Origin of the sequence: Buchnera aphidicola (Brevicoryne brassicae) (assembly GCF_005082825.1) — a bacterium.
In the GTDB taxonomy this organism is placed as follows: Bacteria; Pseudomonadota; Gammaproteobacteria; order Enterobacterales; family Enterobacteriaceae; genus Buchnera; species Buchnera aphidicola_AK.
On record NZ_CP034882.1, the window covers coordinates 353,167 to 377,262 of the forward strand.

Below are 24,096 nucleotides of genomic sequence, written 5' to 3' on the forward strand. Positions count from 1 at the left end.
TAATTACAAAATTAAAACATACTAGTCAAAATGACTAGTATCTGATATTATTAAATAATAAATATTTTATATGTTGTTTTAAAAAACACTATATAACGAGAACAAAATGACCAAAGAAGAAAATATTGAAATGCAAGGAATAGTAATAGACACCTTGCCAAATACTATGTTTCGTGTCGAATTAGAAAACAAACATATTATTACTGCACATATTTCAGGAAAGATGAGAAAAAACTATATTAGAATACTAACAGGAGATAAAGTTACTGTAGAACTAACACCTTATGATTTAACTAAGGGAAGAATTATTTTTAGGAGTCGCTAATTACAGTTTTCCTAGTCCGTTATATTTTATATTATAAATTCTATAAAATTAACAATTAATTTAACACTTTTTACAATAAAAAATCAATTTTTTCTTAAAAAATACAATTCATCCTCTAAAATTTTTCTTATGAAAATTACATCTATTAAAAAATCAACTATCAAAAATAAATTTTTTTTGTTTTTTTATCAATAAAACAAAAAATTTTAAAGAGAATTTATGCGTACTAAATATTGTGGAAAAATTAGAATAATTCATTTAAATGAACTAGTGACATTGTGTGGTTGGGTACATAAAGTACGAAACTTTGGTCAATTTATTTTTATTGATATGAGAGATTATACTGGTCTTGTTCAAATTGTTTTTGAATTACAAAATAATATAATTTTTAAAAAAGCTATGACTTTAAGAAATGAATTTTGCATTCAAACCTCTGGAATAGTACGAAAAAGAGAAGAAAAAAATAAAAACTTTAAAATAGATACTGGAGAAATAGAAATATTAGCAAATGATTTAACTATTTTAAATCCTTCAAAATCACTACCACTAGATTATATAAATCATAATAACAATGATGATTCAAGATTAAAATATAGATATTTAGATTTACGTCGATTCGATATTTTAGAAAATCTTCAAATAAGAAATAAAATAAATTATTTAATAAGAACATTTATGACAAAAAAAAATTTTCTAGATATTGAAACTCCAATCCTTACAAAATCTACACCAGAAGGCGCTAGAGATTATTTAGTTCCAAGCCGCAATCATCATGGAAAGTTTTATGCATTGCCTCAATCTCCTCAATTATTTAAACAATTATTAATGATTTCTGGTATTGATAAATATTATCAGATAGTAAAATGTTTTCGCGATGAAGACTTACGTGCAGATCGACAACCTGAATTTACGCAAATTGATATTGAAATGTCTTTTGTTAATGCTAAACAAATTCGTAGTTTAACAGAAAAACTTATAAAAAATATTTGGTTTAAAATAGGAAATTTTAAATTAAGTAAATTTCCAAAAATGTCTTTTAAGACGTCAATAAAAAAGTATGGAACAGATAAACCTGATTTACGTAATCCAATAGAAATTATTGATGTTTCTAGTGTTTTTAAAAATAAAAAATTTTTGTTTTTTTTCAATTTAAATCCTAAAAAAAATAATAGAATAGCATTATTATGTATTTCTGGAGGTGCAAGTTTAAGTCGTAAATCTATTGATAATTATGCTCAATATGTAAAAAAGTACAATGCAAATAAATTATTTTATATTAAGATAAAAAAATCTTTTGAAGGTAAAGAATTTTATAGTTCAATAAGAAAAATTTTAAATGAAAAAATATTAGAAAAAATTTTAGAAAAAAGCAATGCTAAAAATGGAGATATATTATTTTTAATGGCTGATGAAGAACATATTGTTAATAAATCACTTGGTATGTTACGTTTAAAAATAGGTGATGATCTTAAAATTACTCAAAAAAATAATTGGAAACCTGTTTGGATCATAAATTTTCCTATGTTTAGTAAAGATAAAAATGGAAACTTTTCTTCTCTTCATCATCCATTTACTGCTGTACAAAATAACGATATAAAAAAACTAAAAAATGCGCCCGAAATTGCTATTTCAGATAGTTATGATCTTATCATGAATGGTTATGAAATTGGCGGAGGTTCAGTACGTATTCATGATTCAAAAACGCAAAAAAAAATATTTGATATTATTGGAATAAACAAGTCAATTCAAAACGAAAAGTTTTCTTTTTTAATAGAAGCCCTTGAATATGGTGCACCTCCACATGCAGGAATAGCTTTAGGGTTCGATAGAATAGTTATGCTTTTAACTAATAGTAAAAATATAAGAGATGTTATTGCTTTTCCAAAAACAACATCAGCAACTTGTTTAATGACAAATTCTCCTAGTACATCAAATAATTTAACATTAAAAGAATTAGGAATAAGTATTATAAAAAACATATAATCTAAAATATTCTTAATTTATATTTTCTTTATTTTTGAAAAATTAAATTTTTTATATTACTTAATAAAAACAGAAAAGAAGAACACAATACTATAGATGGACTAGCTGGTGTATTATAAAAAACAGAAAAAAATATTCCCCCTGTAACAGAAATAATACCAACTATTATAGAAATAAAAACCATTTTTTCCGGAGATTCAGAAAAATGTTGTGCAGTTGCTGGTGGAATAATTAATAAAGAAGTAATTAATAATGCACCTACGAATTTAATTGCCATGGCAATAGTTAAAGCTGTCATTAACATTATTGTTAAACGAGCATAAAAAATATTTATTCCATCAATTTGAGCTAATTCTTTATTTATAGTTGCTAATAAAAGAGCATTCCAACGATAAATTAAAAAACTGATTATTACTATACTTCCTATCAACATAATTACTAAATCAGATTTAGCTACAGTTAATAAATCACCGAATAAATAATTTGGAATATTTATTTGAGGATAATTAGTTGATATTAAACTAATGAGAACTATCCCTAAAGATAGAGAAGTATGTGAAATAACACTGAATATAGTTTCTAATGAACAAGGTAGTATTTCTTCTAACCAGGCTAAAAAAATCGCAAGAAAACTTATAAAACAAAAAATAATATAAAAAGAACTAATATTAAAAAGTGCAGATATAGCTAAACCAAGAACAGAAGAATGGGATAAAGTGTCGCCAAAAGAAGACATTCTACGCCAAACTATAAATGAACCTAATGGACCAGTTGTTAATACTAATATAATGCCGGCCAACCATGCTGGAAAAATTAGTTCGAACATAATAATTACTCTTATAATTAAATGTTATTTTTCAAAAATGGTGAATATGATTATGATGATGATGATAAATAGCAAATTCTTTAATATGTTTTATACCGAAAATAGAAATAAATTCTAAATTTTTACAAACAGTTTCTGGTGTCCCAGAGCAACAAATATGATTATTTAAACAAATTACATAATCTGTTTTAGCCATGACAAAATTTAAATCATGAGAAACTATTACAATAGAACATTTTAATTCATATCGAATTTGATTAATCAATTCGTATAAAGCAAACTGTCCCATTACGTCCACCCCTTGTGTAGGTTCATCTAATACAAGTAAATTAGGACGATTTAGCAAAGCTTTAGCCAAAAGAACTCTTTGCATTTCTCCACCTGAAAGAGTCTGCAACTGACGATATCGTAAATCTTTTGCTTTTACTCGTTTTAACATTTTTAATATTTTTATTATACTGTTTTTTTTTGATTTAGATAATTTCATAAATCTTTCTACTGTAATAGGTAGCAAGGTATTAAAATATAATTTTTGAGGAACGTAACCTATAGATAAATTATCTAAACGAATGATAGTACCCGAATCAGGTTTTATTAATCCTAAGATAATACGTACTAAAGTAGATTTTCCAGCTCCATTGGGTCCAATTAAAGTAAGAATACGATTAGGAATTAAGGATAATGATATATTAGAGAGAACTGAACGATTAGAAAAGTTTACACAAATATTATTTAATTTAATAAATTCTAACATATTTTTTGCAATTTTTTTTATAACATTTTTAAATATTATAAAATATATTTTTTAATAATAAAAATAAATATTATGCTAAGTTTGAAAATTTTAGTAATAAGTATATTATACTTTATTTCATTTTCTCTTAATTCTCTTAATAGTTAAATATAATAAATTTATTAGAATTTATTGCATTAACGATTTTAGATAGAACAACTATCATAGAAGTAATTATTCTAAATTTTTCTACAAATAAATATTTACTCTTTAAATCTATTAGTCACTTTAAAACTAAAAAAATTATATTTTTTTAGTTTTAATAAAAAACAATTAAAAAAAACAAAAAGAACAAAAAAACTTTACAAAATAATCAGGAAATTAATAATATATCATACAATGATATATATATCTTTATTACCAATACTATTTTAGAAGACATAATCATCATAAATAATACGTCAATCAAAAATTAAGTCTTAATAAGACAATCTATTTAAAACAAAATAAAATAAGTTTATTTTGATCAATTAAAGATAATAAAAAAACTTTTATATATTAAAAAAAATATTTTGTATTTCAAAAAACTCATCAGTATTTTTTAAAAGATGAAAAATTGAATTCATTAAAGTATTTTAAAACATCCCTTAAAGAAAAATAAGAGTGCGAAATTTATATGAAATTTAAAACAATACTTAAAAAAAATTAAATATATTTTTATAGAACTACAATTTAATAAAGATATAATCAATGTTATAATGAGTAGAATAAATATTTGTAAAAGTGTTCTTCATTCTCTTGGTGTAATAATACGGCTCAGAAAAGATAGCTATATAAATTTTTTTCTATAATCATTTAATCAATATATTCGCTGCTTACAAAAACCTTAAGGAATAAAAAAGTGCAGCAAATTTATAAAGTACTTTTCTTATATTCTCATCTTATTTATAAGATTATTGTCATACTAATTAATAGTACAATAACATGTATACTTTTATCTAGTTGTAATACCTTGCTTCAAAATCAAACAGAATACTTTTTATTACAAAAGAATGAAACCAAACAAAACGATACAAAAAAATTTTCAATAAAAATACATCAAGAAAATTTACAGGATATCAAACAGTATCATCATATAATTCAAAAAAAAGAACAAATTATTTCATTACTTGATAAATCTGGAGTAAATCTAAAAGATATTTTAAAATTAATTAAAAAAGATAAATCAATCTTAAATAATTTAAAAAACGGTCAACATTTATCTTGGAAGGTTAATAAATCAGGTACATTAATAGAATTAATATGGAAAATCTCGAATTTTCAAAAAAAAATATACAGACAACATAAAAGGCAATTTTTATCAAACATTTATTCAAAAAATTTTTTACTATGTAAAACTATATTTATTAAAAAACACTCAACTTTTTTCAGAAGCGCATTACAATCAGGTCTGAATCAATCCGAAATAAATAGTATTATTAAAGCTCTTCAGTGGCAAGTAGATTTTCATAAATTAAATATTGGAAGTAATTTTAATTTAATTTTTTCACATAATCTAATGAACAATAAAAATATATTATTAGGTGTAAAATTAAATAATTCTGGAAAAAAATATTATTCTATACGGGCTTCTAATGGTAACTTTTATGATATTAATGGGTATAATAAAAAAAATTATTTTATCAATTTTGCATTTTTAAACAAATATAGAATTTCTTCTGAGTTTAATTTACATCGACTTAATCCCGTTACACATCGTGTTGCGCGTCATTTAGGAGTAGATTTTGCTATGCCTCAAGGTACACCTGTTTTAGCTACTACTAATGGGAAAATTATACAAGCTTGTTTTAATAAAATAGCCGGATTTTATGTTGTACTGAAAAATAAAAATCATTTTGTCACTAGATATATGCATCTTAAAAAGATTTTAGTTAAAACAGGTGATATTGTAAAAATTGGAGAAAAAATTGCTTTATCAGGTAATACTGGTAGAACTACCGGACCACATTTACATTACGAAATCTGGATTAATAATCATGCAGTAAATCCGATGAAGATAATACTAAAATATTCCGGAACATTAACAGAAAAAGAAAAAAAAGATTATTTAAAAGAATCAAAAGAAATTTTAAAATACTTAAATTAATAAACTATTTAATTTTATTTAAGAATGATATTTATACTATTTTAATGAAAATTATGTAACTTTTAAAATTTTTATAGTATTAGTTTTTCCAATTTTTCTCATAATGTCACCTTGAGTTATAATTACTAAATCACCACTATGTAAAAAACCTTTTTGACATAATAAAATAATAGCTTCATGGGCAGCTTTAAAACCATCATATTCACTATCAAAATATATGGGAGTAACACCTCTGTAAAGACTAGATAAATTCAAAGTTTTTTTATGCTTTGATAAAGCAAAAATAGGTAGTCCAGAAGTAATTCTAGAAGTCATTAATGCAGTTTTTCCTGATTCAGTCATTGTAATAATTGCAGTAATACCTTTTAAATGATTAGCGGCATACATAGCTGACATAGCGATTGCTTCTTCAACATTATCAAATGTAACATTAAGACGATGTCTAGATACATTAATACTAGGTACTTTTTCTGCACCTTTGCAAACTTTTGCCATTTTTACAACAGTTTCTGATGGATATTTACCCGATGCAGTTTCAGCTGAAAGCATGACTGCATCGCTTCCATCTAATACAGCATTAGCTACATCCATCACTTCTGCACGAGTAGGTGATGGATTAATAATCATAGATTCCATCATTTGGGTTGCAGTAATTACTATTCTATTTAATTGTCTAGCTGTTCTAATCAATTTTTTTTGAATTCCAGCTAATTCGGAATCACCAATTTCTACTCCCAAATCTCCTCTAGCTATCATAATTCCGTCTGAAGCTAAAATTATATCTTCTATAGTATTTTGATTCATTACAGCTTCAGCACGTTCTATTTTAGCAATAATTTTAGCATTACTATAAGATTTTTTAGCTAACTTTCTAGCTTTTTGTAAGTCATCACTGCATCTAGGAAATGATATTGCTAAATAATCTACATCAATTTCAGATGCAAGTATTATATCTTTTTTATCTTTTTGAGTCAGAGAATTGGCTGATAAACCACCACCTAATTTATTAATACCTTTATTATTAGAAAGAATTCCTCCTATAATTACCTTTGTAATTACTTCATTTTTATTTGATTGTATAACTTTTAATTGTATTCTCCCGTCATCTAACAATAAAATATCATGTTTTTTTAAATCATTTGGTAATTGTTTATAATCAATACCTACTCTTTCTTGAGTTCCATTATCTTCTTCTAAAAGAGCATCTAATATAAAAAAATCACCAACTTTTAAAAAAATGTTATTTTTTTTAAATCGAGAAATGCGAATTTTAGGACCTTGTAAATCACCAAGCAATGCAATATGACAATTTAAATTCACCATGATTTCTTTTGCTTTTTTCGCTCTTAATTTATGTTCAATTCCTGAACCATGAGAAAAATTTAATCGCAAAACATTTACTCCAGCACAAATTATTTTTTCAAGATTATTATCAATATCTGTAGACGGACCTAAGGTGGCTACAATTTTTGTTCTTCTTAAACGATTTAACATAAGAACACCTTTTTTTTAATTTAAAATTCTTCAAAAAAATTTTATAAATTTATATTTATCTTTATAATGTTATATTTAAAATCGACAATGAATCTAAAATATTTATTTATATTTTTTTAGTTATTTAGTAAAATAGTAAAATCAAAACCATTAAATAACAACATTTTTTCAAATTCAAGATTTTATATATAAATTAAAATTTTTAGTAAAAAAAAAATACTTTTAAAGTATTTACATTAACAATTTTAACTTTAATATATAAATTTTTAATAAGAGAAGGTCATGATTATAGAAATAAATCAAGCTTGCGATTTGGTAATTTTTGGTGCAAAAGGAGATTTGTCAAAACGAAAACTATTACCTGCTTTATATAAATTAGAAAAATCAAATAAAATACATAAAAACACACGAATTATTGGTGCAGGTCGTGCCGATTGGAATATACAAGAATATAGAAAAATAGCAAAAACAGCAATAAAAAATTTTTTAAATGAAGAAATTGATGATATTATTTGGAGAAAATTCAGTACTCGTTTACATTTCTGTAATATTGATGTTTATGAAAAGTTACATTTTTTTAGATTAAAAAAAATACTAGATCAAAAAAAAAACATAATAATTCATTATTGTGCCATGCCTCCTGACACATTAAATTCTATTTTTATAGGATTAAAAAATGCTAGTCTAAATCCTAATTCATCTCGTATAATTTTAGAAAAGCCATTAGGTGTTTGTTTAGAAACATCAAAAAAAATTAATAATCAAATTTCTAAATATTTTTCAGAATCACAAATTTTTAGAATTGATCATTATCTTGGAAAAGAATCAATACTTAACCTTATCGCTTTACGTTTTGCCAACTCATTTTTTTTTCACAATTGGAATAATAAAACAATTGATCATATTCAAATTACTGTATCTGAAGAAGTAGGTATTGAAGGCAGATGGAATTACTTTGATACAACAGGACAAATGAAAGATATGATACAAAATCATATTTTACAAATATTAACTATTATTACAATGGATCAACCAAAAAATATTACATCTGAAAGTATTAAAAAGGAAAAATTAAAGATATTAAGCTCTTTAAAATCTATTAACAAAAGTAATATAAATACACATACTGTTAGAGGGCAATATTCTTCTGGTATTATTAAGGGGAAAAATGTACCTTCTTATACAGAAGAACAAGGTGCGAATAAAAATAGCAAAACCGAAACCTTTGTAGCAATTAAAGTAAACATTGAAAATAAAAAATGGTTTGGTGTTCCATTTTATTTAAGAACAGGTAAACGTTTACAATGTAAATATTCTGAAATAGTAGTTTTTTTTAAAAAAATGCCCATAAATTTATTTAAAACTTCAAATTTACAGGAATTTCAAAATAAATTAATTATACGTTTAGAGCCTAATGAAAATATTAAAGTTGATTTTTTAAATAAAAAGCCAGGATTAGATCAAGAATACAAACTAGAAAATTCTCAATTAGAATACAATTACTTATCTAAAAAGTATCCTAAAATTTTAATTGATGCTTATGAAAGATTACTCTTAGAAAGTATGAGGGGTATACAATCTTTATTTGTCTCTCGTGAGGAAATAGAAGAATCATGGAAATGGATTGATCCAATTATAGATGCATGGAAAAAAACAAAAAATAATGAAATTCAATTATATCAATCTGGAACATGGGGACCAGAAAATTCAAATTTATTACTCTCTCGTGATGAACGTTTTTGGTATGAATTTAATTAAAAAATTATCTATCTTGACTTAATTAAGATAATTATGTTAGCTTGAAAAATAATTTTTTGTATTTTTTTAAAAAAATACAATATATTAATATATTTAAAAATAATAAAATTGTTTTTTTAAATATTTATTTTGCTAATGGAGGAAGATAATATCTTATGATGCGTATTATTCTTTTCTTATTAACTAATTTAGCAGTTATGTTAATATTTAGTCTGATCCTTAGTTTTACAGGTATTCAGTCTGATAGTATTTATGGCTTGCTAGTTATGTCAGGTCTATTTGGTTTTAGTGGTTCTATTATATCATTAATCTTATCCAAATGGATTGCATTACGTTCTGTAAATGGTGAAATTATCACTCATCCTCGTAATGAAATAGAAAACTGGTTGATAGATAAAGTGCGAGAACAATCTATTAAAAAAGGTATTATTATGCCTCAAATAGCTATATATCATGCTCCTGATATTAACGCTTTTGCAACAGGTGCTCGTCGTAATTCAGCTTTAATTGCTATTTCTACAGCTTTATTAGAAAACATGACACGAAATGAAATAGAAGCTGTTATTGCACATGAAATTAGTCATATTTCAAATGGTGATATGATTACTATGACATTAGTACAAGGAGTAGTTAATACTTTCGTAATTTTTATATCTCGAATTTTATCACAAATAATAAATAGTGTAGTATCAAATAATCGAAACGAAAATAACGTAGAAGAAAAAAACTCATTTTTTTATTTTTTAATTTCTACATTATTAGAATTAATTTTTGGTGTACTAGCTAGTATTATCACAATGTGGTTTTCTAGACATAGAGAATTTTATGCTGACGCTAGTTCCGCTAAGTTAGTAGGTCGCGAAAAAATGATTTCTGCCTTAAACCGTTTAAAAACAAGTTACGAACCACAAGAATCTGATAATATGATAGCATTATGTATACATGGAAAAAAATCTAATTCTTTTTTAAAATTATTTGCTTCTCATCCTTCTTTAGAAAAAAGAATAGAAGCATTACGTAATCAAGAATATATGTAATAAAAAGCATTTTTCTCTTAATAGAAAAAACAAACTTCTATTAGGAGAATAAATAATATATCAATAAAATTAAAAATTAAACTTGTTTTTTTATGTGAAAATGTTATATTAAATGATATAATTTTTATTATTACATTATAATTTTTAATTAAATTTTAGGTAAAAAACAAGCTACAATTCTGTTTATGCATAGAATCTTAAAGTTTAAAAAGTTTAGAGTAAAGACGTTGACACAACTTCTCTTGCCCCAATCTTAAATTCATGCCCTATAACAGTAGTGTTTTTTTTCTCTATAAATTAGTATTTAACACTAATAAATATTCGTAAGGAAGTTACAAAATGGCTAAGATTAAAGGTCAAGTTAAGTGGTTCAACGAATCTAAAGGTTTTGGTTTTATCACACCATCAGATGGCAGTAAAGATGTTTTTGTTCATTTTTCTTCAATTCAAGGAAATGGATTTAAAACATTAACTGAAGGACAAAATGTTGAATTTGAAATTCAAGATGGCCAAAAAGGTCCAGCTGCAATAAACGTTTTTTCTATATAAAAAATCAAAACATTTAATTGATAAATTAAAAGCCCTCTGTGAAAAGATCAGAGGACTTTATTGAAAGATTTAATAATAATTTTAATAAAAAATCTTATTTTTTCTATTATCAAAACAACTTTTTATTTTTTAACTTCTAAAAATCTATTAACGTTCAGCATTTTTAATTATTAAAAAAATATATTTAAATAAAATATTAATTTTTAATGACTATGTAAAAATACCCATTTTAAGCATTAATTTGCGGATGTAATCTCTCAAAAAACATATTCAATCATATATGATCTAACTTATTTCAAAATTTTTATCTTCTAAAATATAATCAAAAATAGAGTATATCAAAATTCTATATGATATATTTTAAATAAATTAAACGTCACACTGTCCTATTTTCTTTTATGGAGTTTTTCTGATGGAGTTTTTTTTAGACCCGTCAACTTGGGCAGGCTTATTAACTCTAGTTATTCTAGAAGTAGTATTAGGAATTGATAATTTAATTTTTGTAGCAATTTTATCAGAAAAACTACCTCCAAATCAAAGAGATCAAGCACGTTTAATTGGTTTAGGATTAGCTTTAATGATGCGTTTAGCACTGCTATCATTAATATCTTGGGTTGTAACGCTCAATTCCCCTATTATTGACAATAATTTTTTTTCTTTATCAATACGTGACCTTATTCTTTTATTTGGTGGTTTATTTCTATTATTTAAAACCACAATAGAATTGCATGAACGACTAGAAAGTAATTATCATGAAAGTTCAGAAAATAAAAGTTATGCAGGTTTTTGGGCTGTAGTCATTCAAATAGTTGTATTAGACGCTGTTTTTTCTCTGGATGCAATAATAACAGCAGTTGGTATGGTTAATCAGCTATTAATTATGATGATAGCTGTTATATTAGCAACAATTTTAATGTTGTTCGCATCAAAAATATTAACTAATTTTATTAATCTTCATCAAACAGTAGTAGTACTATGTCTTAGTTTTTTGTTAATGATTGGTTTTAGTTTAGTTACAGAAGCATTGAAATTTTATATACCAAAAGGATATTTATATGCTGCAATAGGTTTTTCTATTTTAATAGAAGTTTTTAATCAAATAGCTCGTCATAATTTTATGAAAAATCAATCTAGAAGACCTATGAGACAAAGAGCAGCTGAAGCTATTTTACGCTTAATGATAGGAGAAAAAAACAAAAAACAAAAAATAAAAGAAACAAAACATAATAATAAAATCCAATCAATTCAATCTTCATCAGAAATGGAAACATTTAAAGATGAAGAAAGATATATGATTAATAGCGTTCTTACTTTAGCAGGAAGATCTATTAGAAGTATTATGACTCCACGAAGTAATATTTCTTGGGTAAATACAGAAAAAAGCACTGATGAAATTCGGAGGCAATTATTAGATACTCCTCATAGTTTGTTTCCAGTATGTAAAGGAGAATTAGATGAAATAATAGGAATTGTTCGTGCTAAAGAATTATTAGTCGCACTTGAAAAAAAAATAGATGTATTTAGTTTTTCAAGTAAAATATTACCTATTATAATACCTGATACATTAGACCCTATAAACCTTCTTGGTGCGCTTCGACGTGCTCAGGGGAGTTTCGTTATCGTTAGCAATGAATTTGGAGTAGTACAAGGATTAATTACACCTCTAGATGTTTTAGAAGCTATAGCAGGAGAATTTCCGGATGCCGATGAAACACCAGATATTATAAAGGAAAATAATAGTTGGTTAGTAAAAGGTGAAACTGACTTACATTCATTACAACAACTGCTTAATACTGAAGAATTAATTAAAGAAAATAATTATGCTTCTTTAGGAGGTTTGTTAATTGCCCAAAAGGGTCAGTTACCTCTTCCAGGAGAAGTAATTTATATTCATCCTTTTCGTTTTCATATTGTTAAGGCAACAGAATATCGAATTGATTTAGTAAGAATTATTAAAAATAATGATGATATTCAAGAACATTTAAAATAACAATTTATATTTTTTTATAAAAAAACCGTATATTTTTTGAGATAAATATGCCTAATACAATTCTAACACTTGACACTTCGATTGATTTTTGTTCAATTGCAATATATAAAAAAAATTCTATTTATTCATTATCAGAACCATGTAAAAAAACACATACTAAAAAAATACTTCCTATGCTTCAAAAGATATTATTCCAAACAAAAACAAAACTAAAAGAACTGAATTACATTGCTTTTTCAAAAGGACCTGGAAATTTTACTGGTCTAAGAATTGCTGCAAGCATAGCACAAAGTTTATCTTTAAGCTTAAATATTCCTATAATTAGTATTTCTACTTTAGCAATTATGGCTGAAAAAGCATGGCGAAAATATAAAAAAAAAAAATAATTGTTTTAATAACTGCAAAAACGACACATGTTTATTGGGGAAAATATACAAGAAATAAACAATCTATTTGGATAGGAGAAAATACTGAAATTCTTCTTGAAAAAAAAATAATTGAAAAAAAAATAAACAATTTAAAAAAAAAATGGACTCTTGTTAGTAATGGACCAATAAATGCTAAATATAAAGATTTTTTAAATATAAATGAAATAAAATATTTTTTTCCTAATGCAAAAGATATTATTCCTTTTGTGTTATTAAATATAAAAAATAAAAAAAATCACTTTACAGAAAGTAAAGTAAATTATTTATATAACTTCTAAAAAATAAATATTTTATCTTTTAAAAAAATCAATACTGAAAATTTTAAATATATTCAGTATTGATTATACTAAATAGACATAAAATATATAAAATATATGTTAAAATATGAATTGTGAATTTTTATTAGTTTTAATTTATTTTAGTATTTTCTTTTGCTAATTTAATCAGGCAAAATTATATTTAACTCTAATATAGAAATGTCTTGATTTTTTTGTTCTAATTGTACAGTTACCATATTAGGTTCAATATGTACATATTTACAAATTACAGATAATATTTCACGCTTTAACTTAGGAAAATAATCTGGTTGATTATTGTATTTTCTTTGTTCTGCAACAATTATTTGTAATCTTTCTTTTGCAATATTAGCAGTATTTTTGTGTCGGGATAAAAAAAAGTCCAACAAAGCCATATCTATCTCCCGAATAAACGTTGGAAAAAACTTTTTCTTTCTTCTTCAATAAAACGAAAACGATGCTTTTCACCTAGTAATCGATTAACAGTATCAAAGTAAGCATTTCCTGCATTTGAATTAATGTCTAATATTATAGATTCGCCTTGATTAGATGCACGTAGAACAGATGGGTCTTCTGGGATCACCCCAATTATGGGTATTTGAAGGATTTCTATAACATCTGTCATGCTTAACATTTCTCCTTTCTTAACACGAGTAGGATTATAGCGTGTCAATAAAAGATGCTCTTTTATGGGAGTTTTGTTTTGTTTAGCTCTTTTTGATTTAGATGAAATAATTCCTAGGATTCGATCAGAATCTCGCACTGAAGAAACTTCTGGATTAGTTGTAATAATAGCTTCATCTGCAAAATATATCGCTAAAATAGCACCAGTTTCAATTCCTGCTGGTGAGTCACAAATAATAAAATCAAATTTCATTCTTATCAGTTCTTCTAAAACTTTTTCAACTCCTATATATGTTAAAGCATCTTTATCTCGAGTTTGTGATGCTGGTAAGATAAATAAATTATTTGTTTTTTTATCTTTAATTAAAGCTTGATTTAATGTTGCATCACCTTGAATAACATTAATGAAATCATATACTACTCTACGTTCGCAACCCATTATCAAATCTAAATTTCTCAATCCTATATCAAAATCTATGACAACAGTTTTTTTACCTTTCTTTGCTAAACCAGTTGCAATTGCTGCGCTTGAAGTAGTTTTACCTACACCTCCCTTCCCTGAAGTTATTACAATAATCCGTGTCATATAAACATATCCTTAAAAAAATATACTTAACCCAGAGGATTTATAGTTAAAAATTTATTTTTTAAGTAAATTTGAGCTGATTTTCCAATAAATTCTGATGGTATTTGATCTGATAACCAATATTCACCAGATATAGAAACTAATTCTGCAAATAATCCCATACAAAATATTTTTCTAGTCGTATCGCCATTAGCACCAGCAAGAACTCTACCTCGAACAATACCATAAATATGAATATTTCCGTCTGCTACTAATTCAGCTCCAGCACTAACATTGTTAATAACTATTAAATCTGCGTGTTTGGCATAAATTTTTTGACCTGAACGTACAGGTATATCTACAATTTGAGTTTTTTCCCTTTTCTTTTCTATATTTTTTTTTTCATTCAGTAAAAAATTGATATCAGAACTATGAATAATATCTATTTTTTGATTTTTGTTTTTTTTAGTTTCTGATAAAACAGGTAATCCTGAATCAATAATACTTTTTTTTAAAGTATTGTCTTTACATCCACTAACACCGATAACAGAAAAACCATGAGAAAGAATAATTTCCTGAATTTTTTTCCAATCTTCTATATTACACAATTCTGAAATATTGACAATAACAGGTGCATTTTTAAAAAAATTCGGACATTCTTGAATTTTTTTATATAAAGATTTATTTATTAAATCTATACTATGATTGTTTAAATACAATACTAATAATGTAAAATTACTACCTTTAATTTCAATAGATTTTTTTTGCATATTTATTGCTCAATAATATTTTACTTATATGCACATAAAAATTTTATACAACAAAACATTTTTTTAATTAAAAACAAATAAAATTTTGTACAAAATGAATTATAATATAAATATTATATGATAACAATTTCTATTTTTTCAGTTTTAAATACCTTTAAAAAAAGAAGGAATAATTTAATTTTGATATTTTCTAAAAACAGTCAACTTATATTACGTAATAGAAAAATATTTAGAACAAAAAGAGTTTTTTTTTCAGGAAATATAAAAGATAATTTACCAATGCATTTATCTACTAATCAAACAAAGATAAACTTTCAAAAATATAATGATTGTATTAATTTTCAAAAAAAAAATAATACTAAAAACATTAATGTTTACAATGAATTATTAGTTTCAGAACAAATGACTCAAAATTGCGATACCATAATTTATTATTGGCCAAAAAGTAAATCTGAAGCAAAGTTTCAATTAATTAATATAATGTCTTGTTTTCCAATTGGAACTAAAATATTTATTGTTGGAGATAATTCTAGTGGAGTAAAAAGTGCACCATTAATATTAAAAAAGTGGCTTGACTTAAAAAAAATAGATAATGCAAAACATTGCATATTAATTTTTGGATTTCTAAAAAAGAAAATAAAATTTACAATAAAAGATTTTTTTAAAACACATATATGGAAAGATTTTTCTATAAAATCTTTACCTGGTGTTTTTGGTTATAAAAAAATTGATGAAGGAAGCAAGTTACTTGCTTCGACTTTTTCAGAAAATATAAATGGAAAAATTTTAGATATTGGCAGTGGAACAGGATTTTTATCTGTATGTTTATTATATTCTTCACCCAAGGCTAATTTAACCTTAACAGATAATAGCGTAACTGCATTAGAATGCAGTAAAGAAACACTTTATACAAATAAATTAAAAGGAGACGTTATAATTAGTGATTTATACTCAAATATTTTTAATAAATTTGATTTAATTATTTCTAATCCACCTTTTCACGAAGATTTAAGTGTTAATTTTGACATAACTAAAAAAATAATATCTTATTCTATAAGATATTTAAGAAAGAAAGGTGAACTTAGATTTGTTACAAATATTTGTTTTAACTATGATTTTTTATTAAATAAAATTTTTAAAACGTATTCTGTAATGAAAAAAAACAATAAATTTAAAGTATATCAAGCTTTTTTAAAATAAAAAAAATTTGGTACCCGGAGCGGGACTTGAACCCGCAAAGCCATAAAAGCCGAGGGATTTTAAGTCCCTTGTGTCTACCAATTTCACCATCCGGGCTTAGAGGCGTATCCCGGAATCGAACCGGGTTGCACGGATTTGCAATCCGCTACATATCCAATCTGTCAACACGCCTGTATTTTTATTATAGAAAAAAAAAACAAAAATTACAAATAAAAAAAAATTTTTTTATTAATTTTAAAAATATAGAACAAAAAATAAAATTATCTTTACAATTAGTTATTTAATGATTTATTATAACTATGAATATGATATTACCTCTCCCGGAGAGATGGCCGAGTGGTTTAAGGCAGCGGTCTTGAAAACCGCCGACGAGAAATTGTCCGAGAGTTCGAATCTCTCTCTCTCCGAAAATCATATTAAAATAAGAAAACTTTAATTAAAATATCCTTTCCTAATTATTCACATTTTATCTTAAAAAATCAAAATATAACCTCAAATCGTATTGCATTATTGAGTATCTGATAAAACTGATATTTCTACACGACGGTCAGGAGCCAAGCAACTAATTAGTAAAGATCGATTTTTAACATCTTTACACACTTGATTAGTCAAAGGGTATAATTCTCCCATACCTTGAACTATTATTTGATCCCTAGAAAAACCGCGTGAAGTTAAATAATTTTTAATACTATAAGCACGATCTTCAGATAGTTTTTTATTATATTCCTCATTACCTATTCTATCTGAATGTCCTGAAAGAATAATTGAAATATTTTTTAACTGCATTTTTTTAATATCATCATCTAACTTATTCAGTTTATCATAAGAAATAGGTTTTAAATCTGTACTATTAAAAGGAAAGTTAATATTTTCGTTTAATACATTATACTGTTTATTTAGCAAATCAGAATCATAAGATGAAAAAAAATCATTTATATGAGATTTTCCAAATTTCCATCCAAAAGAAAAAATTGCATCTCCTAAAGAAGGTTTGACAGATAAATCTATTAAATTTTTAACTTTGTTTTTCCATGTATAATCCAATCTAGTAATAAATTTTTCATTAAAAATATATTCTGCACCTAAAGAAACACTGGGAAATAATGAACTTTCTTTAGTAAACATAGCCTTTAAATTGTCTTTAGAAACAAGATCATCCCAAAAAACTATCCCACCCAATCTGGTGTAAAGATGAAAATTATCTGTTACTGGATATGATAATTTTGTTGTAACCTGAACACTATTAGCCTGCATATATGTTTCATTTTTTTTAAATATTTTATGAGGAAAAAAACCATTGGTATTATTTTCTATTTCCAATCCAAAATATGGATTAAATTCATATCCTAAAAAAAGTCCTATCACTGGAGCGCTTAAATTTTCTTTTAAAAGAAAGTTATCTTCTACTTTTTTAGATTTTTTAATATCATAACTATATTTTAAAGGATTAAAATAAGACCATCCAATTTTTGTCCCTAAATACCATCCATTTTGCTCTTCAGATTGAACAGACGTAACTAAACTTGCTAATAAAAATACGATAGCAAGAGCTCGTTTTTTCATTTGAGTCTCCCTTATTGTTAGAAAAATTAAAAATAATTAAAATTTATATAAGATTTTTATACACATAATACAAAAAGCAATTTTTTTTATAATTATTTAAATCATTAATTTGTTTTATATTAAAATAATTAATATTATACTAGGTTAAAATATTCTATTTATCATATATTATATAATAAATATGATATGAATAATATATTAACAGTTTTAATTATATTATTAATATAATACTATTATATTTCAGACTTGTTATAAGAAAAATTTAATATACGTATCCCTAAAATATTTAACATAAATAAATAGACTATTCCAGAAACAAACAAAACGAAAATTAAGCGCATTATTTTATTAAAAAAAGAACCTATATTCCAAAGAGGCATAAAATTTAATATCAAAAATAAAACTAAAATCATTACTAATGTTGATAAAATTAAATTAAAAATAAAAATTACTTCTCTGAACTTAAAAAAAATCATTTTTCTTTTATATAACTCTGAGTACAATAGTAAAAAATGTATCCAACTGGAAATACTGATTGATAAAGCAAGACCTGCATGTTTAAAATAAAAAATTAAAAATGGATTCATTAATTGTGTTAAACACAATGTGAACAATGAGAATTTCATAGGAATATTTATTTTTTCACAAGAGTAAAAAACAGAAGACAAAATCTTTACCAAGATAAAAGAAATTAAACCACAGGAATAATATTTTAATACTTTTTCAGTCATTAAAACATCAAAATACGTAAATTTTCCATATTGAAAAAGTACTATAATAATTGGTTTTGCAAGAAAAAAAAGTATCAAAGAACTGGGTACTGATAAAACTAAACCAATACGAAAACCCCAATTAACTAACTCTTTATACTCTGATTTTCTATTTTTTTTATAATTTTTTGTAAGAGATGTAAATAAAATGGTATTTAACGATACACCTAATATACCTATTGGAAATTCTATTAATCTATCAGCATAATATATCCAAGATATTGATCCAGAATTAAGTAACGAGCTAAAAATAGTATTAATAATTAAAGAAATTTGATTAGCAGAAGTTCCTAAAATAGAAGGTACTATATTTTTTAAAACTCTTATTAAGCCAATATTTTTCCAATTAAAATTTGGTTTTACTAACATATTTATACGATATAAAAAAGGACACTGATAAAATAATTGTAAAAAACCACCTATAATAACAGCCCATGCTAAAGAAATAATAGAAGGATAAAAAAAAGAACTAAAAAACACAGAAAAAATAATAATACTAATATTTAAAAATATTGGAGATAACGCAGGTATAGCAAAATAATTCCAACTATTCAAAATCGATGAAAAAAATGAAGATAAAGAAACAAATAAAATATAAGGAAACATAATTGTTAATAAATTTTTAGATAATTCTAATTTTCCTGATGAATCTAAAAAACCTGGTGCATTAACTAAAATCAAAAAATGAGAAAAAAACATTCCTAACATTGTCAAACATAATAGAATAAAAATCATAAAACTAAATATAGAAGAAATAAATTCTTGCATATACTTTTTATTTTTATTAGATTTATATTCCATTAATACAGGAATAAATGCTTGAGAAAACGCTCCATCTGAAAAAATACGACGAAATAAGTTAGGAATTTTAAAAGACACAAAAAAAGCATCTGTAAACATAGAAGCGCCAAACGTACTTGCAATTAAAATATCTCGAATAAAACCCAATATACGAGATATTAAAGTTATAAAACTAACTGACATCAAAGATTTTAAAAGATTCATTTTAAACTAACCTATGTACTTTTAAAAAACACCTAAATTATTTTTTAATCATTAAGAAAAAAATGACTGAAACTAAAAAAAGAATAACAATTATAAAACCAGATGATTGTCATGTTCATCTAAGAGATAGTGAAATTTTAAAAAAAGTTATTAAGTATACTGGAAAATTTTATAAAAGAGCTGTAATTATGCCAAATCTTGATGATCCTATTACAAATCTTTCTAAAGCTATTTCTTATCGTGATAGAATTTTAAATTCCATGCACCCAAATTATATATTTCAACCATTAATGACGTGTTATTTGACTCATTCTACAATTCCTAAAGAATTGGAAATTGGGTTTTCTAAAAAAATATTCATAGCCGCTAAATTATATCCTAGTTATTCTACAACTAACTCAAAAGAAGGTGTTAAAAATATTAATTTTATCACTCATATTTTAGAGTGTATGGAAAAAATTGGAATGCCATTACTAATTCATGGTGAAGAAACTGATCAAAATATTGATATCTATGATAGAGAAGCGGTTTTTATTGAAAATACTTTAGAACCCTTACGTAAAAAATTTCCAAAGTTAAAAATAGTATTAGAACATATAACAACTAAAGAATCTGTAGAATATGTTAAAAAACATAATTCTAAATATCTTTCTGCAACTATTACACCACATCATTTAATTTTAAATCGAAATCATATGTTTTCTAAAGGAATACAACCATATTTATATTGTTTACCTATATTAAAAAAGAATTTTCATCAACAAGTATTAAGAGAAGCTATAGCTAGCGGAGATAAGCATTTTTTTTTAGGAAGTGACACAGCACCGCATTTACATAAAAATAAAATTAATTTTTTTGGACATGCTGGTATATTTAATGCACCATCTTCTTTGTTATGTTATGTTACAATTTTTGAAAAAATGAATGCTTTAAAACATTTACAATCTTTTTGTTCAGAAAATGGACCTAAATTTTATAATATACCTGTTAATCAAGAAACAATTACGCTAGTTAAAAAACCATATAAAATATTAAAAAAAATCAGTATTGGAAAAGATATGATCATTCCATTTTTAGCAGGAAAAACTTTAAATTGGTCTCTTGAAACTTAGTTTTTATTAAAGTATTATTTTAGTAGTATTTTTTTTAAATTTTTAAATTTCCATTAATATCATAAATAACTCTTTTTTGATATGATGAAAACAATTCTAAAAAATATTGATTTAAATATAAATTTTTATTTATAAGAATTTTATTTTTAAGATTTAACTTTTTTAATAAAAAACATTTTTTTAAAATAATATGCCAAGAATTTTCTAATTGCTTGTAATTTTTATAAGGCGAAAACATATTGAATTTTTTTTCAAGAGACAATCTATTTTTATTTAAGATAAAAAATTTTTCAAATAAAATTGTTTTTTTCTTAAAAATTAATTCTAATACATCTATATTTGTATTAGGATTTAACAAATTATCATATTCTTGATTTAAAATATTTTCTATTGAAATTAAAATATCTTTTATCGTAAATATTGTATCTATTAAAGTTTTCATGGTCTTATTAATTCATTGAAAAAGTATTGTAAATATAATATAAAAAACATGTAATTATATCAATAAAATCATATTATAAGAATTTCAATTATTTAAAAAATATACTATTCTTTTGTTTAATTTATTTAATTAAAAAAATTACTGTAGAAGAGAAACTATTACTTCACCATTTTTATTAACAACACCAGTAATAATTTTACCATTTTTTGTTTTAACACGTACATTTTCATTTTCAGCTCCATTGCTTAAAGATTTTGCTTGAGAAGAAACTGTAAAGCTTTTTCCATAAATAATGAGAGTAATTTGTTGATTAAATTCCACTAGCCAAGATGGTCTTGTCATACAAGACGTTATTGGTTGTAATGGGAAAATATCACGTAAATTTACTCTATTAACAACATCTTTTTTATTAAGATAAGTATTATTAGGTAATTGATCTAATCTTCCTATTAAAATTTTTAAATCTGATTCCTGTATTTTAGTACCTCGAGGAATTTTTCTATTAGCTACAATGTACTCTCCTTTTTCTTGAAGTTCAATTTTTAAATAGTGATGTTTTTTACCACAAATGACAATAACATCTGTTAAACCTAAATAATGAAAATTATTTAAAATAGAAAAATAAGGTTTTTTACAATATATATTTTTTTTCGGTGGAGTACGTATTATAATATTTACGTTTTCTTTTAAAGAAAACTCTTTTTTAAAGAAATTGTTTAATTGATCAGTTAAAGTGATAGAATTAACTTTAAGAGGTAAAACAAACAAAAAAAAATAAACCAGTATTTTCATTAATATCATTAATATTCCTTATATTTATATTAATGTAGTATAAATTTATATAAAAATTATTTTCTTGATAGAAATAATAAAAGTATAATATAAAAAAATCTTTTATTTTAATATTTATAATTATTACAAAAATTTTTCATACTATATATTTTAGGATAAAAAATGTTTAGCAAAATAAACCAAATATTCGATTTTCACCAAAAATCATTAAATTTATATGCTAAAAGACAAGAGATTTTAGCTTCTAATATTGCTAATGCAGATACACCTGGATATAAATCTGTAGATATTAATTTTACTAATGAACTTAATAAAATAATAAAAAGTAATATTAAAAACAAAAATATTACTCTTAAAAAAACTTCTTCTAAACATTTGAATGGTAAAAATAACAATTTTTTTTCACCTGAAATTATTTCAGTAGTTACAAATCAAAAAAAACCAGATGGTAATACAGTAAATATGGATAGAGAAAGAATTGAATTTTTAAATAATAGTTTAAAATATCAATCAAATTTAGCGTTTATGAAGAATGAAATTAAAAATATAATGCGTATTTTACAAGGATAATATAAATTATGTCTCTTCTAAACATATTTAATATTGCAGGATCAGCAATGACTGCACAATCACAAAAAATAAATGTAATTGCTAGTAATTTAGCTAATATGGATAGTGTAATACATAAAAATGGAAAATTTTACCCTTATGTTGCAAAAAAAGTTATTTTTGAATTAGATTCTTCAAAAAATTCAAAAATTGGAGGAGTTAAAATATCTGGTATAATTGATGATACCAGCCCTATGAATCTTGTATATGATCCAAACAATCCTATGGCTAATCATAAAGGTTATATTTTAACATCAAATGTTAATCCTATAACCGAAACAGTAAATAATATTTCAGCAGCGAGAAGTTATCAAGCAAATATAGAAGTATTAAAAACAGCTAAATTTATGATATCTAAAACATTAACAATCATTGAATAATGGAGAATATATGACTACCATTAATGTGGATTCACATATAGATAATAATTTTATTGAAAAAAATGATAATGATTTACAAAATAAATTTAATCCATTAGATTTACAAAAAAATTTTTTAAGTCTTCTAATTGCACAAATTAAAAATCAAGATCCAACTGATCCAATTAAAAATACAGAGTTAACATCACAATTAGCTCAAATTAATACAGCAAGTGGAATTGAAAGATTAAATAATACTGTAGGACAGTTTTCTAATCAAATCAATCAACATAAAAATATTCAAGTATCTTCACTAATTGGACGTCGTGTAATGATACCTGGCAATCAAATTGTACACACTAAAGACATGGAAACAAGATTTGGTGTAGAATTAATCGGAAATGCCACTTCAATAAAAATAAAAATTACAGATGCTGATGGAAAAGTTTTACATGTAATTGAAAAAAAAGAAGATAGTATTAAACCTGGAATATATAATTTTACATGGAATGGTGAAGATTTAAATAAAAACAGCTTAAAAACTGGAAAATATAACATTCTAATAACAGCTAAAAATCAAGATCAAAACGTTCCTGCACAAGGTTTAAGCGAAGCATTAGTACATAGTATTATTACATCTTCTGGTAATGATCCTATTATAGATTTAGGAGTAGCAGGAAATACAACACTTTCAAAAATTCGTGAAATTCTTTAATAAAT

General features: G+C 24.1%; 23 protein-coding genes and 2 tRNA genes. 14 read left to right on the forward strand and 11 right to left on the reverse strand.

Annotation, left to right across the window (positions count from 1 at the left end; all coding sequences use genetic code 11):
• Positions 1-106: 106 nt before the first annotated feature.
• Both infA and aspS read left to right on the forward strand, forming a co-directional pair.
• On the forward strand, positions 107-325 hold the full coding sequence (gene infA / locus D9V66_RS01610) for a translation initiation factor IF-1 (protein WP_158365708.1): 219 nt from the start codon (positions 107-109) through the stop codon (positions 323-325).
• Between the two features lie 219 nt (positions 326-544).
• The gene (gene aspS, locus D9V66_RS01615; RefSeq protein ID WP_158365709.1) at positions 545-2,308 is read left to right on the forward strand and encodes an aspartate--tRNA ligase; all 1,764 of its coding nucleotides are present in this window, start codon (positions 545-547) and stop codon (positions 2,306-2,308) included.
• A gap of 28 nt (positions 2,309-2,336) precedes the next feature.
• On the opposite strand, the gene znuB is transcribed toward aspS, so the two are convergent.
• The gene (gene znuB / locus D9V66_RS01620) at positions 2,337-3,134 is read right to left on the reverse strand and encodes a zinc ABC transporter permease subunit ZnuB (RefSeq protein WP_158365710.1); all 798 of its coding nucleotides are present in this window, start codon (positions 3,132-3,134) and stop codon (positions 2,337-2,339) included.
• Positions 3,135-3,165: 31 nt separating this feature from the next.
• On the reverse strand, positions 3,166-3,888 hold the full coding sequence (gene znuC / locus D9V66_RS01625) for a zinc ABC transporter ATP-binding protein ZnuC (protein WP_158365711.1): 723 nt from the start codon (positions 3,886-3,888) through the stop codon (positions 3,166-3,168).
• Between the two features lie 880 nt (positions 3,889-4,768).
• Here znuC and mepM point away from each other — a divergent pair.
• The gene (gene mepM / locus D9V66_RS01630) at positions 4,769-6,013 is read left to right on the forward strand and encodes a murein DD-endopeptidase MepM (protein WP_187308373.1); all 1,245 of its coding nucleotides are present in this window, start codon (positions 4,769-4,771) and stop codon (positions 6,011-6,013) included.
• 51 nt (positions 6,014-6,064) lie between these two features.
• On the opposite strand, the gene pyk is transcribed toward mepM, so the two are convergent.
• A complete protein-coding gene (gene pyk / locus D9V66_RS01635; protein ID WP_158365713.1) occupies positions 6,065-7,507 on the reverse strand; it encodes a pyruvate kinase in 1,443 nt (480 codons plus the stop codon).
• Between the two features lie 282 nt (positions 7,508-7,789).
• Here pyk and zwf point away from each other — a divergent pair, with 282 nt between their 5' ends.
• The 5 genes from zwf to tsaB all read left to right on the forward strand — a co-directional run bounded on the left by zwf (position 7,790) and on the right by tsaB (position 13,227).
• The gene (zwf, locus tag D9V66_RS01640) at positions 7,790-9,265 is read left to right on the forward strand and encodes a glucose-6-phosphate dehydrogenase (protein WP_158365714.1); all 1,476 of its coding nucleotides are present in this window, start codon (positions 7,790-7,792) and stop codon (positions 9,263-9,265) included.
• Positions 9,266-9,420: 155 nt separating this feature from the next.
• On the forward strand, positions 9,421-10,302 hold the full coding sequence (gene htpX / locus D9V66_RS01645; protein WP_158365715.1) for a protease HtpX: 882 nt from the start codon (positions 9,421-9,423) through the stop codon (positions 10,300-10,302).
• Positions 10,303-10,641: 339 nt separating this feature from the next.
• Positions 10,642-10,851, forward strand: a complete 210-nt coding sequence (gene cspC, locus D9V66_RS01650) for a cold shock-like protein CspC (protein WP_158338442.1) — start codon at positions 10,642-10,644, stop codon at positions 10,849-10,851.
• A gap of 412 nt (positions 10,852-11,263) precedes the next feature.
• Complete coding sequence (locus D9V66_RS01655; protein WP_158365716.1) at positions 11,264-12,841, forward strand: TerC family protein; 1,578 nt, start codon at positions 11,264-11,266, stop codon at positions 12,839-12,841.
• Between the two features lie 47 nt (positions 12,842-12,888).
• A complete protein-coding gene (gene tsaB / locus D9V66_RS03235; protein ID WP_261979312.1) occupies positions 12,889-13,227 on the forward strand; it encodes a tRNA (adenosine(37)-N6)-threonylcarbamoyltransferase complex dimerization subunit type 1 TsaB in 339 nt (112 codons plus the stop codon).
• A 481-nt stretch (positions 13,228-13,708) separates the two neighbouring features.
• Here the strand turns inward: tsaB and minE are convergent, their stop codons facing one another.
• Genes minE through minC form a run of 3 tightly spaced genes read right to left on the reverse strand, consistent with a single transcriptional unit; the run spans position 13,709 to position 15,524 of the window.
• Positions 13,709-13,960 carry a cell division topological specificity factor MinE gene (gene minE / locus D9V66_RS01665; protein WP_158365717.1) on the reverse strand — a complete coding sequence of 84 codons (252 nt, stop codon included), beginning with the start codon at positions 13,958-13,960 and terminating at the stop codon, positions 13,709-13,711.
• Positions 13,961-13,962: 2 nt separating this feature from the next.
• A complete protein-coding gene (minD, locus tag D9V66_RS01670) occupies positions 13,963-14,775 on the reverse strand; it encodes a septum site-determining protein MinD (protein ID WP_158365718.1) in 813 nt (270 codons plus the stop codon).
• Between the two features lie 26 nt (positions 14,776-14,801).
• The gene (gene minC, locus D9V66_RS01675) at positions 14,802-15,524 is read right to left on the reverse strand and encodes a septum site-determining protein MinC (protein WP_158365719.1); all 723 of its coding nucleotides are present in this window, start codon (positions 15,522-15,524) and stop codon (positions 14,802-14,804) included.
• Between the two features lie 180 nt (positions 15,525-15,704).
• On the opposite strand from minC, the gene rsmC reads away from it, so the two are divergent.
• Positions 15,705-16,724 (forward strand): 16S rRNA (guanine(1207)-N(2))-methyltransferase RsmC, encoded by a 1,020-nt coding sequence (gene rsmC / locus D9V66_RS01680; protein ID WP_158365720.1) that lies wholly within the window; start codon positions 15,705-15,707, stop codon positions 16,722-16,724.
• 8 nt (positions 16,725-16,732) lie between these two features.
• Here the strand turns inward: rsmC and D9V66_RS01685 are convergent.
• Positions 16,733-16,820, reverse strand: a tRNA-Leu gene (locus D9V66_RS01685).
• Between the two features lie 226 nt (positions 16,821-17,046).
• Between D9V66_RS01685 and D9V66_RS01690 the strand changes: the two genes are divergently transcribed.
• Positions 17,047-17,131: transfer RNA gene (locus tag D9V66_RS01690), tRNA-Ser, on the forward strand.
• 100 nt (positions 17,132-17,231) lie between these two features.
• On the opposite strand, the gene D9V66_RS01695 is transcribed toward D9V66_RS01690, so the two are convergent.
• Together D9V66_RS01695 and murJ are read right to left on the reverse strand one after the other, a co-directional pair.
• A complete protein-coding gene (locus D9V66_RS01695; protein ID WP_158365721.1) occupies positions 17,232-18,287 on the reverse strand; it encodes an OmpA family protein in 1,056 nt (351 codons plus the stop codon).
• A gap of 233 nt (positions 18,288-18,520) precedes the next feature.
• Positions 18,521-20,062 (reverse strand): murein biosynthesis integral membrane protein MurJ, encoded by a 1,542-nt coding sequence (gene murJ / locus D9V66_RS01700; protein WP_158365722.1) that lies wholly within the window; start codon positions 20,060-20,062, stop codon positions 18,521-18,523.
• Positions 20,063-20,124: 62 nt separating this feature from the next.
• On the opposite strand from murJ, the gene pyrC reads away from it, so the two are divergent.
• The gene (gene pyrC / locus D9V66_RS01705; RefSeq protein ID WP_158365723.1) at positions 20,125-21,174 is read left to right on the forward strand and encodes a dihydroorotase; all 1,050 of its coding nucleotides are present in this window, start codon (positions 20,125-20,127) and stop codon (positions 21,172-21,174) included.
• 34 nt (positions 21,175-21,208) lie between these two features.
• Here the strand turns inward: pyrC and flgN are convergent, their stop codons facing one another.
• Together flgN and flgA are read right to left on the reverse strand one after the other, a co-directional pair.
• Entirely contained in the window at positions 21,209-21,616 is a 408-nt protein-coding gene (gene flgN / locus D9V66_RS01710; RefSeq protein ID WP_158365724.1) for a flagellar export chaperone FlgN, read from the reverse strand.
• Positions 21,617-21,754: 138 nt separating this feature from the next.
• Positions 21,755-22,408 (reverse strand): flagellar basal body P-ring formation chaperone FlgA, encoded by a 654-nt coding sequence (gene flgA / locus D9V66_RS01715; RefSeq protein ID WP_158365725.1) that lies wholly within the window; start codon positions 22,406-22,408, stop codon positions 21,755-21,757.
• A 162-nt stretch (positions 22,409-22,570) separates the two neighbouring features.
• On the opposite strand from flgA, the gene flgB reads away from it, so the two are divergent.
• The 3 genes from flgB to D9V66_RS01730 are packed head-to-tail and all read left to right on the forward strand — an operon-like array spanning position 22,571 to position 24,091.
• Entirely contained in the window at positions 22,571-22,978 is a 408-nt protein-coding gene (gene flgB / locus D9V66_RS01720; RefSeq protein WP_158365726.1) for a flagellar basal body rod protein FlgB, read from the forward strand.
• A gap of 8 nt (positions 22,979-22,986) precedes the next feature.
• The gene (gene flgC, locus D9V66_RS01725) at positions 22,987-23,397 is read left to right on the forward strand and encodes a flagellar basal body rod protein FlgC (RefSeq protein WP_158365727.1); all 411 of its coding nucleotides are present in this window, start codon (positions 22,987-22,989) and stop codon (positions 23,395-23,397) included.
• A gap of 10 nt (positions 23,398-23,407) precedes the next feature.
• The gene (locus tag D9V66_RS01730; RefSeq protein WP_158365728.1) at positions 23,408-24,091 is read left to right on the forward strand and encodes a flagellar hook assembly protein FlgD; all 684 of its coding nucleotides are present in this window, start codon (positions 23,408-23,410) and stop codon (positions 24,089-24,091) included.
• Positions 24,092-24,096: the final 5 nt, after the last annotated feature.

What these genes read in the sequence shown, in the direction of transcription:
- D9V66_RS01695 (WP_158365721.1), bottom strand. Translation starts at nt 18,287, where the DNA reads ATGAAAAAACGAGCTCTTGCTATCGTATTTTTATTAGCAAGTTTAGTT.
- murJ (WP_158365722.1), bottom strand. Translation starts at nt 20,062, where the DNA reads ATGAATCTTTTAAAATCTTTGATGTCAGTTAGTTTTATAACTTTAATA.
- htpX (WP_158365715.1), top strand. Translation starts at nt 9,421, where the DNA reads ATGATGCGTATTATTCTTTTCTTATTAACTAATTTAGCAGTTATGTTA.
- minC (WP_158365719.1), bottom strand. Translation starts at nt 15,524, where the DNA reads ATGCAAAAAAAATCTATTGAAATTAAAGGTAGTAATTTTACATTATTA.
- flgC (WP_158365727.1), top strand. Translation starts at nt 22,987, where the DNA reads ATGTCTCTTCTAAACATATTTAATATTGCAGGATCAGCAATGACTGCA.
- pyk (WP_158365713.1), bottom strand. Translation starts at nt 7,507, where the DNA reads ATGTTAAATCGTTTAAGAAGAACAAAAATTGTAGCCACCTTAGGTCCG.
- pyrC (WP_158365723.1), top strand. Translation starts at nt 20,125, where the DNA reads ATGACTGAAACTAAAAAAAGAATAACAATTATAAAACCAGATGATTGT.
- flgA (WP_158365725.1), bottom strand. Translation starts at nt 22,408, where the DNA reads ATGAAAATACTGGTTTATTTTTTTTTGTTTGTTTTACCTCTTAAAGTT.
- flgB (WP_158365726.1), top strand. Translation starts at nt 22,571, where the DNA reads ATGTTTAGCAAAATAAACCAAATATTCGATTTTCACCAAAAATCATTA.
- aspS (WP_158365709.1), top strand. Translation starts at nt 545, where the DNA reads ATGCGTACTAAATATTGTGGAAAAATTAGAATAATTCATTTAAATGAA.
- zwf (WP_158365714.1), top strand. Translation starts at nt 7,790, where the DNA reads ATGATTATAGAAATAAATCAAGCTTGCGATTTGGTAATTTTTGGTGCA.
- cspC (WP_158338442.1), top strand. Translation starts at nt 10,642, where the DNA reads ATGGCTAAGATTAAAGGTCAAGTTAAGTGGTTCAACGAATCTAAAGGT.
- D9V66_RS01730 (WP_158365728.1), top strand. Translation starts at nt 23,408, where the DNA reads ATGACTACCATTAATGTGGATTCACATATAGATAATAATTTTATTGAA.
- D9V66_RS01655 (WP_158365716.1), top strand. Translation starts at nt 11,264, where the DNA reads ATGGAGTTTTTTTTAGACCCGTCAACTTGGGCAGGCTTATTAACTCTA.
- infA (WP_158365708.1), top strand. Translation starts at nt 107, where the DNA reads ATGACCAAAGAAGAAAATATTGAAATGCAAGGAATAGTAATAGACACC.
- znuB (WP_158365710.1), bottom strand. Translation starts at nt 3,134, where the DNA reads ATGTTCGAACTAATTTTTCCAGCATGGTTGGCCGGCATTATATTAGTA.
- minD (WP_158365718.1), bottom strand. Translation starts at nt 14,775, where the DNA reads ATGACACGGATTATTGTAATAACTTCAGGGAAGGGAGGTGTAGGTAAA.
- minE (WP_158365717.1), bottom strand. Translation starts at nt 13,960, where the DNA reads ATGGCTTTGTTGGACTTTTTTTTATCCCGACACAAAAATACTGCTAAT.
- tsaB (WP_261979312.1), top strand. Translation starts at nt 12,889, where the DNA reads ATGCCTAATACAATTCTAACACTTGACACTTCGATTGATTTTTGTTCA.
- flgN (WP_158365724.1), bottom strand. Translation starts at nt 21,616, where the DNA reads ATGAAAACTTTAATAGATACAATATTTACGATAAAAGATATTTTAATT.
- znuC (WP_158365711.1), bottom strand. Translation starts at nt 3,888, where the DNA reads ATGTTAGAATTTATTAAATTAAATAATATTTGTGTAAACTTTTCTAAT.